General features: G+C 36.4%; 18 protein-coding genes. 10 read left to right on the plus strand and 8 right to left on the minus strand.

All coding sequences use genetic code 11. The features are described from left to right. Positions 1-1,593 (minus strand): apolipoprotein N-acyltransferase, encoded by a 1,593-nt coding sequence (gene lnt / locus ACU8DI_RS09805; RefSeq protein WP_447112595.1) that lies wholly within the window; start codon positions 1,591-1,593, stop codon positions 1-3. Further along, positions 1,593-2,657, minus strand: a complete 1,065-nt coding sequence (locus ACU8DI_RS09810; protein WP_447112596.1) for a putative type IX sorting system protein PorV2 — start codon at positions 2,655-2,657, stop codon at positions 1,593-1,595. Before ACU8DI_RS09810 ends, lnt begins: the two co-directional genes overlap by 1 nt. Before the next feature lie 122 nt (positions 2,658-2,779). On the opposite strand from ACU8DI_RS09810, the gene ACU8DI_RS09815 reads away from it, so the two are divergent. The 3 genes from ACU8DI_RS09815 to ACU8DI_RS09825 are packed head-to-tail and all read left to right on the plus strand — an operon-like array spanning position 2,780 to position 4,566. Next, positions 2,780-3,529 carry a CDP-alcohol phosphatidyltransferase family protein gene (locus ACU8DI_RS09815; protein ID WP_447112597.1) on the plus strand — a complete coding sequence of 250 codons (750 nt, stop codon included), beginning with the start codon at positions 2,780-2,782 and terminating at the stop codon, positions 3,527-3,529. Positions 3,530-3,535: 6 nt separating this feature from the next. Further along, positions 3,536-4,369, plus strand: coding sequence for a TerC family protein (locus tag ACU8DI_RS09820; protein ID WP_447112598.1), 834 nt, complete (start codon positions 3,536-3,538; stop codon positions 4,367-4,369). A gap of 8 nt (positions 4,370-4,377) precedes the next feature. After that, entirely contained in the window at positions 4,378-4,566 is a 189-nt protein-coding gene (locus ACU8DI_RS09825; protein WP_447112599.1) for a hypothetical protein, read from the plus strand. On the opposite strand, the gene lptB is transcribed toward ACU8DI_RS09825, so the two are convergent. The 4 genes from lptB to ACU8DI_RS09845 form a co-directional block, all read right to left on the minus strand. Beyond that, positions 4,555-5,298 carry an LPS export ABC transporter ATP-binding protein gene (lptB, locus tag ACU8DI_RS09830; protein ID WP_447112600.1) on the minus strand — a complete coding sequence of 248 codons (744 nt, stop codon included), beginning with the start codon at positions 5,296-5,298 and terminating at the stop codon, positions 4,555-4,557. The genes ACU8DI_RS09825 and lptB overlap by 12 nt on opposite strands. Before the next feature lie 65 nt (positions 5,299-5,363). Continuing rightward, the gene (locus ACU8DI_RS09835) at positions 5,364-5,711 is read right to left on the minus strand and encodes a carboxymuconolactone decarboxylase family protein (RefSeq protein WP_447112601.1); all 348 of its coding nucleotides are present in this window, start codon (positions 5,709-5,711) and stop codon (positions 5,364-5,366) included. Further along, a complete protein-coding gene (tatC, locus tag ACU8DI_RS09840) occupies positions 5,704-6,531 on the minus strand; it encodes a twin-arginine translocase subunit TatC (RefSeq protein WP_447112602.1) in 828 nt (275 codons plus the stop codon). Before tatC ends, ACU8DI_RS09835 begins: the two co-directional genes overlap by 8 nt. Next, complete coding sequence (locus tag ACU8DI_RS09845; RefSeq protein WP_447112603.1) at positions 6,531-7,496, minus strand: KpsF/GutQ family sugar-phosphate isomerase; 966 nt, start codon at positions 7,494-7,496, stop codon at positions 6,531-6,533. The genes tatC and ACU8DI_RS09845 overlap by 1 nt, the downstream gene beginning before the upstream one ends. An 86-nt stretch (positions 7,497-7,582) precedes the next feature. Between ACU8DI_RS09845 and recQ the strand changes: the two genes are divergently transcribed. Beyond that, positions 7,583-9,784 carry a DNA helicase RecQ gene (recQ, locus tag ACU8DI_RS09850; protein ID WP_447112604.1) on the plus strand — a complete coding sequence of 734 codons (2,202 nt, stop codon included), beginning with the start codon at positions 7,583-7,585 and terminating at the stop codon, positions 9,782-9,784. A gap of 1 nt (position 9,785) precedes the next feature. Here recQ and ACU8DI_RS09855 read toward each other — a convergent pair whose 3' ends face one another. Continuing rightward, the gene (locus tag ACU8DI_RS09855; RefSeq protein ID WP_447112605.1) at positions 9,786-10,238 is read right to left on the minus strand and encodes a hypothetical protein; all 453 of its coding nucleotides are present in this window, start codon (positions 10,236-10,238) and stop codon (positions 9,786-9,788) included. A gap of 115 nt (positions 10,239-10,353) precedes the next feature. Here ACU8DI_RS09855 and ACU8DI_RS09860 point away from each other — a divergent pair, with 115 nt between their 5' ends. Then, positions 10,354-11,286: a peptidylprolyl isomerase gene (locus ACU8DI_RS09860; protein ID WP_447112606.1), complete on the plus strand. Its 933-nt coding sequence runs from the start codon at positions 10,354-10,356 to the stop codon at positions 11,284-11,286. A 154-nt stretch (positions 11,287-11,440) separates the two neighbouring features. Then, the gene (locus ACU8DI_RS09865; RefSeq protein ID WP_447112607.1) at positions 11,441-11,866 is read left to right on the plus strand and encodes a hypothetical protein; all 426 of its coding nucleotides are present in this window, start codon (positions 11,441-11,443) and stop codon (positions 11,864-11,866) included. 48 nt (positions 11,867-11,914) lie between these two features. Here the strand turns inward: ACU8DI_RS09865 and ACU8DI_RS09870 are convergent, their stop codons facing one another. Then, on the minus strand, positions 11,915-13,711 hold the full coding sequence (locus ACU8DI_RS09870; protein ID WP_447112608.1) for a serine hydrolase: 1,797 nt from the start codon (positions 13,709-13,711) through the stop codon (positions 11,915-11,917). Positions 13,712-13,887: 176 nt separating this feature from the next. Here ACU8DI_RS09870 and ACU8DI_RS09875 point away from each other — a divergent pair, with 176 nt between their 5' ends. The 4 genes from ACU8DI_RS09875 to ACU8DI_RS09890 are packed head-to-tail and all read left to right on the plus strand — an operon-like array spanning position 13,888 to position 17,027. After that, positions 13,888-14,517, plus strand: a complete 630-nt coding sequence (locus ACU8DI_RS09875; RefSeq protein WP_447112609.1) for a hypothetical protein — start codon at positions 13,888-13,890, stop codon at positions 14,515-14,517. A 6-nt stretch (positions 14,518-14,523) separates the two neighbouring features. Further along, the gene (locus tag ACU8DI_RS09880; RefSeq protein WP_447112610.1) at positions 14,524-15,867 is read left to right on the plus strand and encodes a histidine kinase; all 1,344 of its coding nucleotides are present in this window, start codon (positions 14,524-14,526) and stop codon (positions 15,865-15,867) included. 12 nt (positions 15,868-15,879) lie between these two features. Then, complete coding sequence (locus ACU8DI_RS09885) at positions 15,880-16,227, plus strand: 2TM domain-containing protein (protein ID WP_447112611.1); 348 nt, start codon at positions 15,880-15,882, stop codon at positions 16,225-16,227. A 44-nt stretch (positions 16,228-16,271) separates the two neighbouring features. Next, on the plus strand, positions 16,272-17,027 hold the full coding sequence (locus ACU8DI_RS09890; RefSeq protein ID WP_447112612.1) for a LytR/AlgR family response regulator transcription factor: 756 nt from the start codon (positions 16,272-16,274) through the stop codon (positions 17,025-17,027). The last annotated feature ends 90 nt before the right edge of the window (positions 17,028-17,117 follow it).

Raw genomic sequence — 17,117 nt, forward strand, 5'->3', positions numbered from 1 at the left:
TTAAAGTGTGGTTCTCGGTCTTCTGAAGAATCCTATTAAGAAAATAAAGATCAAAATAAAAAAACTGATTCTAGCGATATAATCGCCAGCTAAAACATAAAAAGTCATTTGCTCGTTTGTAGTAAGTTGACCAGAAAGCGCGCCTTTTTCGTTGTATGCTAATTGATCTGTAATTTCCCCTTTCGCATTAATTATTGCCGAAATTCCGGTGTTAGCACTCCTCACAATATCGCGCCTTGTTTCAACCGCTCTCAATTTTGCATAACTTAAATGCTGTTTGTGACCTTGTGTTTCATTCCACCAAGCGTCATTGGTGACAATCGCTAAAAAATTCGCACCGTTTCTCACATAACCAGTAACAAATTCACCATAAACAGATTCGTAACAAATAATAGGAGCTGCCTGAAATTCTTCGTTAGATGACGAAAACACGCTCCGATAATCTTGTGTGGTTTTCATTGCAATGGTACCACCAAGGTCAATCATGGCATCACCTATAATGGGTTTGAGAATGCTTTGGTAAGGAAAGTTCTCAACACCTACAACTAATTTAGATTTGTTGTACTGCGGTATGCTATCTAAGGTATTGATGAGTATGGCCGAATTGTAATCGTCGTACCAAGTGTCTGGTCTGAATTTATAGGTATTCGTTTCTTTTCTTATCCTAGATTTGTCGTGAAACCAATCTATAAACGATATGCCTGCTATAATATTGACATTAGAATGTTCTCGAGCATAGCTTTGCAATCGGTGTTTTAACAGCGAATTATCAAATTGATTTAAAGGCGTGCTTTCTGCAAAAAACGTTTCCGGAGCAATAATAAAATCTGTGGAATCCGTAATCTTTGCATTCGATAGTTCTTTAAATAATTCCAAAAATTTAATATTCGTCATATTATATTTTTCAGAATAGGGATCAATATTTGGTTGTAAGGCAATCACATTCACCGTTTTGCCGTCGTGTTTGTAGGTCTTTAAAATCACGAAAGACACAATAATTGGGATAAGCAGGCAGCCGGCAGTTGTGAAAATTATAGGCTTTAATTTAGAACGATCCTTACGATATAATAAAAGGCCTTTAAAAAGAACAACATTGAGAATCCATACCCACAAGGTGCCTCCAAAAGTACCTGTGTATTCATACCATTGCACCCAATTTGTATATTCAGAAAAGCCATTGCCTAGGTTGAGCCATGGCCAAGAAAATTCCCATAACAAATGAAGCTTTTCAAAACTAATCCATAAGGTCACTAAAAATAGCAAGGCTCTGTTTTGTGTCTGTCGTTTAGCATATTTGTGATAAAATAATATCAATAATGCCATCAAACCTGTGTTGACAAATACGGCAAAACTAGCTCCAAATAAACTAGCATGTCGCAACCAACTTGTGGTTGTGACATTCCAAACGAAAAAAGCAAGATATGCCAGTCCGAACACACGGAGTCCTTGCCTTTTGAGTTCGGATGTTCTCAATTGTTTTTCAGCGAATAACAGTGGGACAAACCCGAAGAACAAGAACATTGGAAACCCGTAAGTTGGCCATCCAATTGCCAATAATATTCCGGTAAGTAAGGCTAGTAATATGTTCTTCACTATCTAAAGATACTAAAATCGACTTTTAACGAAAAGACGTTGGAATACAAAGCAGCACTTTGGTCACCAATATCTGTAAAGGCATAATCAATTTGAATGCCTCTGTATTTAAATCCTAAACCAAGGCTTGGTTGAAATGTGAGGTCTTCAGAATTGTCGAGTTGTAATTCATTTTGAAAGTTTCCAACGCCACCTCTCAGAAATACTAAGTCGGTATAACCGAACTCAAATCCCAAAGCAGGATTTACACTGGCAAAAGAGGTGGAGATGATATCATTATTTTGTTCAAAACGCAGATTTAAGTCGAAAGATGCTAACAAGGAATAATCGTAATGAAAAATAAATTTTTTGGACATGCCAATTTGAAGCTTCGGAATTGTGAGTTCCGTACTTTCAGGGACGGTTTGATTTTGACCTTCTATAGCATTTTGGATATCGGCAAGTTTATCTTCGTCGAAAGACCAAGCATTGAAAGTCGTCGTGATATCACGCGCCATCACACCAAATTTCCAATTGTTTTTGGATTCAAATTGAATACCAGCATCCAATCCAAATCCCCAAGAATTGGCAAAATCACCGATAATTCGACGTACAACTTTAGCATTAACACCATAACTAAAACCGTCCAAAGCTAACTTTCGAGCATATGAAAACGTGAGTGCGTAATCGGCTGTAGAGAATAAACTGATACGGTCGTAATTGATGTTGCCTTGATCATCAATGAGCTGTGTGGTGTCAAGGATGTCATCAACTCCGAATCGAATTAAGGATAAGCCAACAGTGCTTCTGTCATCTAATGGTTTAGCGAAAGCGATATAATTGTAATTAGCAATATTGGCAAAATAACTTGAATGTAATAAGGCTAGTTGATTGTCTTCTAAGTGTACCAATCCAGCTGGATTCCAATAACCCGAATTCACGTCTGCAGTATGTGAGACCACACTATTGCTCATACCGAGTGCTGCTGCATCCACACCTATATTCAAAAATTCATTAGAATATTTGGTTTGAGCAGAACAAAAAAAAGTCATCAAAGTCGAAACAATGAATATATATTTTTTCAATAGCAAAAATTTTTACAAAGATGCACAATATTTTTCACCTATTAAACTTCAAAAGAGGGTAGATATTGTATGAGACTTGCATTAGTCGTAAATAGTTTCCTATTTTTACAGAAATCTTTCAAATGGCTATAAAAAAATTCATTCCTAATTTTGTAACACTCCTGAATTTGCTCTGCGGAAGTATAGCCGCCATCTTTGCTGTTCATAATAATTTTATATACGCAGCTATCTTTGTGTTTCTAGGAATATTTTTTGATTTTTTTGATGGCTTGTTGGCCAGAAAATTACATGTACAAAGTGAATTAGGTGTGCAATTAGATTCTTTGGCAGACATGGTGACGAGTGGATTGGTGCCCGGAATTGTGATGTACAAATTGCTGTTACTCAGTAGTGATGCACCGGAAATTGCCACCGTTGAAGAATGGAATGCGCCGTTAGATCATTACATTCCAATCGTGGCTTTTGTAGGACTCTTTATCACATTAGCCTCTGGCTACCGATTGGCAAAATTTAATATTGATGATGAACAACAAACGTATTTCAAAGGGCTACCAACACCTGCGAATGCCTTACTCATCATGTCATTACCTTTAATTATTGAATTTCAGCATCAAAACTGGGTGACTGCAATAATTCTCAATCAGTGGTTTCTGATCTTTTTGACTTGCCTTAGTTGCTATTTATTAAATTCAAACATTAAATTATTGGCACTCAAATTCAAGGATTTTAGTTTCAATAAGAATAAATACAGGTATATTTTGCTGGCCTTGGCATTAACACTATTGCTAATTTTGCACTTTACAGCCATTCCTTTGATCATCTTGATCTATATTTTAATTTCACTCATTGATAATTTAACTACAAAAGCGTAACGATTTATGTTAGAAGTCATTTTTACATTACTCATGCTTGTGTTACTCCAAGCGGTATTAGGATTTGATAACCTACTCTATATTTCATTAGAATCCAAAAAGGCACCAGAATCTGATCAAAAACGCGTTCGGAAAGTAGGTATTTTGATCGCAATTGCTTTAAGAATCGTACTGTTATTCGTTTTGGTATCGATTATTGATTTCTTTCAAGAACCGTTTTCATTTTTGACAGGTAAGATTGATGATATTGTGGATGTTGCGTTCAACGGTCATAGTTTGATTGTCCTTGCTGGAGGCGGATTTATAATTTACACGGCTATTAAGGAAATATGGCATATGATCTCTAACCATGATTTGACTCATGATGTGGCTAATACCAATGGCAAACGGATCAAATCTGCAAACGCTGTAATCACAAGTATCGTGATAATGAACTTGGTCTTTTCCTTTGATTCTATTTTGGCCGCTATAGGTTTAACGAATGATATTGAAAATAAGACGACTGCTTTTATTGTCATGGCCATTGCCATCGTGCTTAGCGGTTTATTGATGCTCCTATTGGCGGATAGAATTTCTACCTTTTTAGCAAAAAATAGAATGTATGAGGTTTTAGGACTCTTTATTTTGTTTATTGTGGGTATTATGTTAGTGACAGAAGGTGGTCATTTAGCGCATATAAAGCTCTTCGGAAATGAGATTGTACCAATGAGTAAAACAACGTTTTATTTTGTGTTAGCTGTATTAGTGATTGTTGATGTGGTGCAGAGCCGTTATCAAAAAAAGCTATTGGCTGAACAAGAGCGAAAATCAAAGTTGCAGGCAGAAGCTGTTAAGAAGTAAAAGATGTCATGGCACTTTTTTATGTCTTGTCGGGAATAATGGCATTGGTCATTGCAGCAATGCTGTTTCGTTTTTCAAGTGTTAAGATAGAACGATTGGATAGGAGGTATAAGCTTTACTTAGGTGCTGTGATGGTATCAATAATTGGTGTACTATTGATCGTTGCAGGTGTCACCAACTCGGATTTAAAAGTGTAACTTCTTCTTTCTTAGCTCGAAGTTCTGACCGAGATATACTTTTCGGACCATTTCATCACTGGCTAGCTCTTCGGGTTCACCCGCTTTAAGAATACTTCCTTCAAACATCAAATAAGTCCTGTCTGTAATGGCAAGTGTTTCTTGAACGTTGTGATCGGTAATAAGAATACCAATATTTTTCTTTTTAAGTTGCGCAACAATTCTTTGAATGTCTTCAACAGCAACGGGATCTACGCCAGCAAATGGTTCATCCAACAAAATAAAATCAGGATCTGTAGCCAGAGCCCTTGCAATTTCGGTACGACGTCGCTCACCTCCAGATAATAAATCACCACGATTTTTTCTAATATGCCCTAAACTAAATTCTTCAATCAGAGACTCCATCTTATTTTGTTGCGCTTTTTTACTAAGCTTTGTCATTTGGAGGACACTCAATATGTTATCTTCAATACTCAACTTTCGAAATACGGAAGCTTCCTGTGCTAAATAACCAATGCCGTTTTGGGCGCGTTTGTACATCGGGTAGCTAGTAATGTTGGTGCCATCTAGAAAGATAGAACCACCATTCGGTTTGATAAGTCCAACAATCATATAAAAAGACGTTGTTTTTCCGGCACCATTCGGACCAAGAAGTCCAACGATTTCTCCTTGGTTAACTTCCAAAGAAACATCCTTAACCACTTTTCGTCCGTTGTAGGACTTCATTAAATTATCGGCTCTTAATCTTTTCATTACTGACGTTGATGGCTGCTAAAATAATAAAATCCAAAAGACTTATATTTTAGTTTATTAAAAGTTTAACGCTCGTTTTCTAAGGCATCCCAGTATTCATAGGCTCTTCTTAAATGCGGAATAACGATAGTACCGCCAATAAGGTTCGCAATACTGAGCGCTTCAACAACTTCTTCCTTGCTTAGGCCAGCTTTATAACTGGCTTCTAAATGATACTTCACACAGTCGTCACATCTTAATACCATAGATGCGACCAGTCCCAATAACTCTTTGGTCTTTTTGTCTAAGGCACCTTCTGTAAAAGCATTGGTGTCAAGATTGAAGATACGCTTAATAACTTTGTTATTATCAGCCAAGATGGCCTCGTTCATTTTAGAACGATAGGCATTAAATTCAGAAACGATATCAGACATGGGCGTTTTGTTTTTTATTTTGTTTTTTAATCACAACTTTTGAAATGTAAATACTGACTTGGTAGAGAACCAATATAGGAATTGCCACAATAATCTGGCTCGCTAAATCTGGAGGCGTGATAATTGCCGATAAAATCAATACAATGACCAAGGCAAATTTCCTGTATTTTTTCATGCCTTGAGGCGTGACCAATCCTATTTTAGTTAGAAAATAAATGATAATTGGCAGTTCGAATACAAATCCAGATGCTAGGGCAGAGGATCGGATGAGTGCGATGTATGAACTGATATCGAATTCATTTGAAATCTCCGGACTCACACTGTAGTTCGCCAAAAAGTTTATCGATAATGGTGTGACAATGTAATAGCCAAAAAGCACTCCAATAAAAAAGAGTATGGAGGTGATGATAATAAAACCTCGTGAATGTTTTCGCTCTCCTGGATGCAAGCCTGGACTTATAAAACTCCAGAATTGGTAAATGACATAAGGAAAAGCAATCACAAATCCAGCATAAATGGAAGTCCAAATATCTGCAGAAAACTGACCAGACATTTCTCTACTTTGGATGATAAATGGAAATTCAGCAGCACAAAACGTGGTGTCATTGATACCAATATATTCCGAAGCTTTGCATAACCACTTATACGTGGGAAAATCCATTTGTTTAGGTGCTAAAATAATATATTTAAAAATGGATCTACTAAAGATAAAGGCTACTGTAGCACTTATCAATACACCCAAGCAAATTCTAATCAAGTGCCATCTCAAATCTTCAAGATGGTCTAAAAATGACATGTCGTCTGTGTTCTTTTTTGCCATTATATGATCCCTTCTTTTATCAAATCATGAATATGGATAACGCCTGCATAATTGCCGTCTTTTTCAACTAGTAATTGTGAAATTCCATTGGCTTCCATGAGTTCCATAGCATCTATAGCCATGGCATTTTCATCGATACGCTTAGGGTTTTCACTCATGATGTCCTTCGCTGTTAAATGTATGAATTCGTTACTTTTAGATAGCATTCGCCTTAAATCACCATCAGTGATGATACCAACTATTTTATCTTGATCAACAACAGCTGTAACACCAAGCATTTTTTCCGAAATTTCAACAATAACCTCTTTGGCAGATGTTGTGAGTGCTACAGCAGGTTTTTGATTTATTGAGGACAAGTCACTAACCCGCAAATATAAGCGTTTACCAAGCGCTCCTCCTGGATGGTATTTCGCAAAATCCTTACTAGAAAACCCTCTTAATTCTAATAAACAAACGGCCAAGGCATCTCCCATCACTAATTGAGCAGTGGTGCTGGTGGTAGGTGCAAGATTGTTCGGACAAGCCTCTTGTTCTACAAAGGTGTTGAGAACATAATCCGATTGTTGGGCTAAAAATGATTGATCATTACCGGTGATCGCTATCATTTTATTATGGGCATTCTTTATCAAAGGCACCAATACCTTAATCTCAGGCGTATTTCCACTCTTAGAGATACAGATGACAACATCATCTTCTAAAATCAAGCCTAAATCACCATGTATAGCATCTGCGGCATGCATAAAAACAGCAGGTGTTCCTGTAGAGTTTAAAGTGGCCACAATTTTATTAGCAATAATGGCGCTTTTTCCAATTCCTGTTATAATAATTCGACCTTTAGATTCATACATCAAAGAGACTGCTTCAGCAAAGTCATCGGTTAAAAGTGCACTCAAATTAGCAATGGCATCTCTCTCTAAATCTATGGTTTTTTTTGCCGTATCGAGAATGGATTGTTTACTGTTCAAAATTAATTTTTTTTGAGTTTGATGGGTTTAAAGAAATTGTTATCTTTAGTCTTGTGCAAATGTATCAAAAATACTAATAGGGATTAATGAGTATAAAAGAAATTGATATACATTCTGCTCTTAAACAATACTTCGGTTTTACAAAATTTAAAGGACTTCAAGAGAGTGTTATAAAAAGTGTTGTTGCAGGTGAGGATGTATTTGTTATTATGCCAACAGGTGGTGGGAAATCTTTGTGTTACCAATTGCCCGCACTAATAAAAGAAGGAACTGCGATTATTGTTTCACCGCTTATTGCTTTGATGAAAAATCAGGTGGACGCTATAAGAGGCGTTTCCAACGAGGAAGGCGTAGCGCATGTTTTAAATTCTTCACTTAATAAAACGGAAGTCAAACGTGTTAAAGAAGATATTAAAAATGGTGTGACCAAGTTATTATACGTCGCACCAGAATCTTTAACAAAAGAAGAGCATGTCGAGTTTTTAAGGTCTGTAACGATTTCATTTATGGCAGTTGACGAAGCGCACTGTATCAGTGAATGGGGACACGATTTTAGACCAGAATACCGAAATTTAAGACATATTATCAAGCGTATTGGTGAAAATATTCCGATCATTGGATTAACCGCAACAGCAACTCCTAAAGTTCAAGAGGATATTTTGAAGAGTTTGGACATTCAGAATGCTAAAACGTTTAAAGCGTCCTTTAATAGACCAAACCTCTATTATGAAATACGTCCTAAAACTAAAAATGTTGATGCTGATATCATTAGATTTATAAAGAAAAATGAGGGTAAATCTGGTATTGTTTATTGTTTGAGTCGTAAACGTGTAGAAGAATTAGCTCAAGTATTACAAGTCAACGGTATCAAGGCCGTTCCTTATCACGCAGGCTTAGATCCAAAAACGAGAGTAAAGCATCAAGATATGTTCCTTATGGAAGATTGTGATGTGGTTGTGGCCACCATAGCCTTCGGAATGGGAATTGACAAGCCAGATGTGCGGTTTGTAGTTCATCATGATATTCCTAAGAGTATTGAAAGTTACTATCAAGAAACGGGACGAGCAGGTCGTGATGGTGGTGAAGGACATTGCCTCGCTTATTACGCCTACAAGGACATAGAGAAGCTAGAGAAATTTATGTCAGGAAAACCCGTGGCTGAACAAGAAATTGGACACGCGCTTTTACAGGAGGTTGTGGCTTTTGCGGAGAGCTCTATTTCAAGAAGAAAATTCATTTTACATTATTTTGGTGAGGAATTTGACAATGAAACGGGTGAAGGAGGTGATATGGACGATAATGTTCGTAACCCTAAAAAGCAACACGAGGCACAAGATCAAGTGCTGACATTGTTAAAGACAGTGCAGCAAACCAATGAAAAATATAAATCAAAAGACTTAGTACAAGTTTTGGTGGGTAAAACCAACGCACTCATTGCGTCACACAAAACGGATGCCCAGCCATTTTTTGGCATTGGAAAGGATAAAGACAAACGCTACTGGATGGCGCTGATCCGACAATTATTGGTGGCTGGCTATCTCAAGAAAGATATAGAGACCTATGGTGTATTGCGATTATCAAAAGAAGGTAAAGACTATATAAAATCGCCTGAATCCTTTATGATGACGGAGGATCACGTGTTTGATGAGGAGTCTGACGATGCGATCGTGACCGCAGCAAAAGGTGGCGGTGGTGTTGCAGATGAAACCTTGATGAAAATGCTCAAGGATTTACGTAAAAAGAATGCGCAAAGCCTCGGTGTGCCACCTTTTGTGATATTTCAGGATCCATCCTTGGAAGATATGGCTTTAAAATACCCAATCTCACTTGAAGAATTAAGTAATGTGCATGGCGTTGGTGATGGAAAAGCTAAAAAATACGGTCAGGATTTTATAGACCTGATAGCAAAATATGTCGAGGATAACGACATCGCTCGTCCAGACGATTTCGTCGTAAAAAGTACTGGGTCAAATTCAGCTATCAAATTATATATCATTCAAAATGTTGATCGAAAACTACCATTAACAGATATCGCATCTTCCAAAGGCATGTCTATGCCGGATTTCATCAAAGAAATGGAGGCTATTGTCTATTCTGGTACCAAACTGAACATCGACTATTGGTTGGATGAAATTTTGGATGAAGATCAACAAGAGGAAATCCACGATTATTTTATGGAGTCTGAAACGGATAAAATTGATGTCGCTATAGAGGAGTTTGACGGAGATTATGATGATGAGGAATTACGCCTATACCGTATCAAATTTATCAGTGAAGTCGCTAATTAAGTTATTCTTCTTCATCACCGTGGTACCTCTCAAAAGTAATTGTATCCTTTTTGCAATTTAGAATGAGTTGCTCAATCTTGGATTTGTCGATTTTGACAACATCAATTTCTTCAAGCTGAAAATCTATTTTAGAAATACTGCGATTAGAAACATTGGAATGGTCTGATTCCAATTCCATCATATCTGAATTTAAAAGTAATTCAAAATCATTACCAATAAGTTTTAAAGTGGCGCCATTTTTTGTCTTCGTATGGAATGTCCCAACTATGACCGTTTGAAAAAAGAAATAACCACCTAGTTCATTGAGACCAGCATACAAGACATTGTCATCGGACAAGGCAAAGGGTTGATGTTCGATATCGTTAATAATAGCTTCCGTGTGATTATCGACATGAGTTTTTTGCATGGCTGCAGGATTTCCAAATGCGGCTTTGAGTTTGGTGATAAAATTCATAGGTTCAACGTTTCGACAAATCTAACCTTAAGTCTCGCGAATTCCAAATACGCAAACAAACTTCGCTCTTATCTTTGAGTTTCCTATCTTTGCAAACTAAATAAAATAAAACACCATGCAAGACGGATTATACGCAAAATTCAACACCAATAAAGGTGACATATTAGTCGCTTTAGAATATCAAAAAACACCAGGAACCGTAGGTAATTTCGTGGCATTAGCTGAAGGAAATTTAGAAAATGCCGTTAAACCTCAGGGAACCCCTTATTATGATGGCTTAAAATTTCATAGAGTCATTCCAGATTTTATGATTCAAGGCGGATGTCCTCAAGGCACTGGAACCGGAAATCCAGGTTATAAATTTGATGATGAATTCCATCCTGATTTGAAGCATGATGGTCCTGGTGTATTGTCCATGGCTAATGCAGGACCAGGGACTAATGGTAGTCAATTCTTTATTACACATGTTGAGACACCATGGTTGGATAATAACCATACCGTATTTGGAAAAGTTATCGAAGGGCAAGATGTTGTTGATGCGATCGCTCAAGGTGATGAAATTGAAACTTTAGAAATAGTAAGAGTAGGTACCGAAGCTGAAAACTTTAATGCTGTTGAGGCATTCAGAACTTTTGAAGGAGCACGAGAAAAGAGAGTAGCAGCAGAACGTGAAGCCGCTCGTGCTGAATTAGATAAATTAGTAGCAGGATTTGAAGAAACCAAAAGCGGGTTGCGTTATAAAATCATACAAAAGGGAGATGGAAAACCAGCTGAAGCTGGCAAAATGGTCTCTGTACATTATAAAGGACAATTAGCCGATGGTACAGTATTCGATTCTTCTTACAAACGTAATGCACCATTAGATTTTCAAGTAGGTGTAGGTCAGGTAATTCCAGGCTGGGATGAAGGGATCTGTTTACTAAATGTTGGTGATAAAGCGCGATTGGTCATCCCGAGTGATTTAGCCTATGGTTCCGCTGGCGCTGGTGGCGTTATTCCTCCTAACGCAACGTTAGTGTTTGATGTAGAATTGATGGATGTGAAATAAAATCACCTTTCAATAATGATTCAGAAGCACCATGTTAATTGGTGCTTCTTTTTTTGTTTTACCATTGACTTGTCTCTTAATTGCTTAAGAATAATCGCTTGCGGAAAACTTGTAAAACACTTTGCTTTTAAACATTATTTCTTAACTTGTTTATATGTTACGCCTGAGAGATACTATTTATTATGAGAACATTTTGAAGGAATTCGAATATTCTTTCGGTCATGTTTATGTTTTTAAGCGTTTCGTTGTTTCTGAAATTAACGATGGTATAACTTTTACATGGGAAGATCATGCGAAACAAATTGTTAATGATGTGACCACTTACTTAAATACTGATGGTAGTGATCTTGTATACATTTCACACCGTATCCATTCATATTCGGTAAAACCAAACGATTGGCTTAATTTTTTTAAGAATAGTTATGAGTTAAAAGCTTATGGAGTGGTGGGTTACACGCAAAGTAGTATTCTCAATGTCGTCATTGAAAACTTGTTCTTCCATAAAAAAATTAAAAGGTTCAATAATCTTGAAACTGCCATACAGTGGGCGACCGATAAAGTACTAGCTGAAATAGATTAAAAAAACACTTCCCAAGAAGTGTTTTTTTAATCTGTTTTTATGTCGTCATTATTTCTTTTTTGCGATGAAGGCACCGTTAGGTTGGATCGCTTTTAGTTCTATAATGTCACCATTGTCTGCTTCAATAAACTCAACTTTAAATCCTTCCAGTGTCTTAAATGAAAATTTATGAGTATCTGTGGCTATCAACTCATATTCGGGTTGGCCAGGTACAAAAAGGTAGAGTATGTCTTCTTTAATGTAGACTTTAATAGTGGTGCCAGCTAATTCATAATCACCTGGATATAATTCCAAAGTTTTAGAATCGACATCAATTGTTTTTGGTGTTCTTTTGAATGTTATAGCCTCTAAAGTTGGTTCAATTTTAATTTTAGCATCAGAAATATCACCAGCATCATTGGTGCTAAAGTTCACTTTTATAGCATTACCATATTGTGTGGTATCTACTTTGTTTTCAACGACATCAACAAGTTCAAAAACATCATAATGAAAATGGTGCAAATACACCTTATCATTATTGATTTTCGAAAACAACGAATCATTTTCAACATAGATATCAAACGTTCCGTAGCCATCATTATTATAAGAACCTGTGTAGTCTAAGTTGATATGTGAAGGCTTAGTATTTTTGACCTTTGAAGATGACGATTCTTTTTTAGCTTCTTCTTGTTCTTTTTTGCCTTTGTCTAATCGTTCCTTGTATCGTTCAGCCCAATCAGTTTTTTCAGCACCAATCATTCGATCTGCCATGATGTTTCGCACTAACGAGGGTACTGCCGATCCATTTTGATTTGCCAAAACTACGATGCCCACCTTGTCACTTGGAAAAAAAGCGACATTGGCGGAAAAACCATCGATGTTTCCGCCATGCTCAACACGGTAATGACCTTTATAAGACTGCAACATCCAGCCATAACCATAGTTTGCAAAATGAATATCTGGAAATTCATCATCTGGAATGTTCCCTCCAACGATCATTTGCGAACTCATGGCTTCGTTGATATAATTTTCTGGGATGATGTCTTGTTCATTATACTTACCATCGTTAATCCAAGTAATTAACCATTTGGACATATCATTGACACTACTATTAATACTTCCTGCTGGAGACATACCAGCAATATCATAGTAATCCATTTTACTGATAACATCGTTTTCTTTTAATTGATAACCGAAAGCAGCATTAGAACTGGATTTCATTTCTGCGATGGAAGTATTTGATCTATTCATATTTAGAGGCTCAAAGAAATAATCATTGATAGTTTCCTCCCAGCTTTTACCAGTTATTTTTTCAGCTATCACCCCTTGTATTAAAAAGCCAAAGTTATTGTAATACCACTGTTGTCTGATTCCTGTGAAAGGCTCATGATATTTCAAACGTTGAATGAGACTATCTTTATCGTGAGATGGGAAAAAGTACCAAGAACCGTCATGTCTCGGGAGTCCACTACTGTGTCGCATAAGATCTTTTATAATCAAGTGGTCATTCATATCATCATTATAAAACTCAAGCTCAGGTATAAACTTTCTCGGATTATCATCGAAAGACAGTTCGTCTTTGTCACGTAAAATGCCCAAAATGGCAGAGGTAAATGCCTTCGATGTTGAACCAATTGCAAATAAGGTATTAGCATCTACAGGGACTTTATTTTCGTAATCCCTATAACCAAAACCTTTGGCATAAACAACATTATTACCTTCAACTACAGCTACTGCGAAGCCTGGGCTATTGGTGTATTCTAGCACTTTGTTTAGCTCTTTTTCTATGCCTTTCAACCGCTTGTCCTGGGCATTCAGGCCAAAAACAAAAAAGAATAATGTTGAAATAAATACTAAGTTTTTCATCGTGTCGTGTTTTTTATGATTGTTTTGATACATGATAAGTAGGAAAGTATAGTAATAAGTTACTCTTTTTTTTAATAATTACAGTTCGTCATTCAAAAAATACAATTCGGTGATTAATTTTTTAAAAGCAAAACAGTCCTTCAGATATTTGACCCAACAATCAATATGTAGAAATTATGAACACACTTACTAAAATTTTTATCTTTTTCCTTTTGAGTCAAACGATGACGTTTGCACAAGGGAATTATGAAAATGGCATGCAAAAAGCTTTTGAACTTTGGGGGCAAAACAAAAATGATGAAGCTGAAAATATGTTTGAGCGCATTGCCAATGCTGAAACCGACAAATGGTTACCTCATTATTATATTGCCTTAATGAATAGTAACAAGAGTTGGAATATTAAAGATGAACAGCTGTTAAAAGTTCAATTAGACAAGGCTCAGGAGCATATTAATAGTGCCATGGCTATCAGTAGTGATAATCCTGAAATCTTAGTACTACAGGCCTATGTCTTAACCAACTGGGTAGCTTTTGACGGCATGAAATACGGTATGAAATATTCAGGGAAAATTGCCGAGCTCTATAACAAGGCATATCAATTAGCACCTGAAAATCCACGGGTAGTTTTTGGAAAAGCAGAATGGGCCATGGGTAGTGCTCGTTATTTCGGACAAGACACAACACCATATTGTGCGTCTATCGAAAAATCCATAGAACTTTTTGCTAACTTTAAGCCTGCAAGTGAATTTCATCCAAATTGGGGTAAAGAGAGAGCAGAACAAGTGGTAAAATCCTGTAAAGAATAAGTCATTATGGTCAAATCAACTAAAAATATTGTCATCACCTTTTTTATCGGATGCGTTGTGTTCGTTATTGGACATCTTTTTTCTGGAAACTTTCAATTCGATTCGGTGAATGATTTCTTAGTTGATTTCATGCTCTACCAGTTGTATTCCTTCGTTATTGGTTATACTAATATGTACTTTTTCGATATCATGGAAAAGCGGCGTTGGAAAAAAGGAGATACCATTAAACGAATTCTTTTGGGTGCCCTTGGAGCTCTGGTAATTACGCTTATAGACCTATTTATATTGAGGATGATTGTTGAAGTGCTGATTTATGGGATGCCTTTTGACACCTTTATTGCAAATGAAACATGGAATAATTATTCGTTTGGATTATGGGTGACTTTTCCCATTGTTTCGGTATTTCACATCATATTTTTCTATAATCGCTATCAGAAAAATAAACTAAAAGAGCAAAAGGTCATAGCAGGAGCAGCGAGTGCTAAATTCGATGCCTTAAAAAACCAATTGGACCCACACTTTTTGTTCAATAGCTTAAATGTGCTTACAAGCTTAATTGAGGAAAACCCCAAAAATGCACAACAGTTTACAACGTCCTTATCAAAAGTGTATCGGTACGTGCTGGAGCAAAAAAGTAAAGAACTGATAACGGTTGACGAGGAATTAGATTTTGCACGCACTTACATGTCCCTTTTAAAAATGCGATTTGAGGATAGTATCATTTTTGAAATTCCTGAAAAAGCATCCAATCCAGAGTCTAAAGTAGTGCCGCTGTCACTTCAGTTATTGCTAGAGAATGCCGTCAAACACAATATGGTAACGAGTAACAAACCCTTACATATTAAAATTTATGAATCTGGAGATAGCTTAGTTGTCGAGAATAATTTGCAACCCAAGCAAATCGTCAAAAAGAGCAGTGGTGTGGGATTAGAAAACATTAAGCAACGCTATAGATTGCTTACAAAAAAAACAGTACAAATCAATCAACAAGCAAACAGTTTTGCCGTCGCAATTCCAATGCTTACAAAACAAGTAACAATTATGAGACCTATAGAATCTAAATCAAAATTTGACGATAGTTATGTGCGCGCGCGAAACTACGTCGAGGAGTTAAAAGCTTTTTACTATAGCTTAGCATCTTATTTTGTGGTCATTCCATTTTTAATTTTTATTAATTACAGAACGTATTGGCAGTTTCAATGGTTTTGGTTCCCAATGTTTGGTTGGGGTATCGGTCTTTGCTTTCAGGCGTTTAAAGTGTTTGTTAATAATGGTGCCTTTGGTAGAAATTGGGAGAAAAGGAAGATCGAACAATTTATGCAAGAAGAAGAAAAACAACGTTGGAATTAAAAACAGAATAGTATGAAACCATATGATATAGAACCCTATAGAGATGCGGAAGATAGCCATCAGGAAAAGTTCGCAAGAGAAGAGGCCTACAGACGTGCCAAAGAAAAAGTTAAAAAGATTGTCGGATTTTATTGGCATCTAGCCTCTTATGTCATTGTGAACATTTTTATCATCACTTTAATTGTAATAAATGGTGGTACATTTTGGAGTTTTGCCACATTCTCTACCGCATTTTTTTGGGGAATTGGACTGTTATTTCACTTCCTCGGCGTTTTTGGTCCTGACGTTTTTTTTGGAAAAAATTGGGAACAGCGAAAGATTAAAGAGTTTATGGACAAAGAAAACAAGCATTGGGAATAATTCAATCCCTATTTTTTGAAAACCTAAGATTAGATACGTACACCATGAAAGTTATTATTATAGAAGACGAAAAACCATCTGCACGACGCTTAAAACGAATGCTATTAGAATTGAAATTAGACACTGATACCATGTTGCATTCCGTAGAGGAAGCCATTCATTGGTTTCAAAATAACGAGCATCCAGATCTCATTTTTTTGGATATTCAACTCAGTGACGGTCTTTCATTCGAAATTTTTGAAACCATCGATATCAAATCTGCCGTGATTTTTACAACGGCTTATGATGAATACGCACTGCAAGCTTTTAAGTTAAATAGTATTGACTATCTGCTAAAACCAATAGATGAGGATGATTTGGCCAAAGCAGTGGCTAAGTATAAAAACAGAACACCCAAGCAGCAAACAGTGACTTTAGACTTTAATGATATTAAGAAATTGCTGGTCAACCCTATTGAACGGGAATACAAACAACGATTTTCTGTAAAAGTTGGACAACATTTAAAACTCATTAATATTGATGATATCGAATGTTTTTACAGCGAGAATAAAGGGACTTATGTCTACACTTCTGAAGGTCGAAATTACTTATTGGATACTACTTTGGAACAACTAGAAGACGAATTAGAACCACATAAATTTTTTAGAATTAGCCGCAAATATATTGTGAATGTCAATGCCATTCAAGATATGTTGACCTATACTAATTCTAGATTGCAAATAAAACTCCACACATTTAAAGAGCAAGAGGTGATCGTGGCACGTGAACGCGTTAAGGATTTTAAGGATTGGCTTGACTAGCAACATCTTATATTTTCGAATTTTAAAGTCCATTTGTATTGAGATTTTCAAAGGTAATTCAGCCTCTTTAGTGACGTATTTGTGACATAA

It is taken from the genome of Psychroserpens sp. BH13MA-6 (assembly GCF_052983595.1).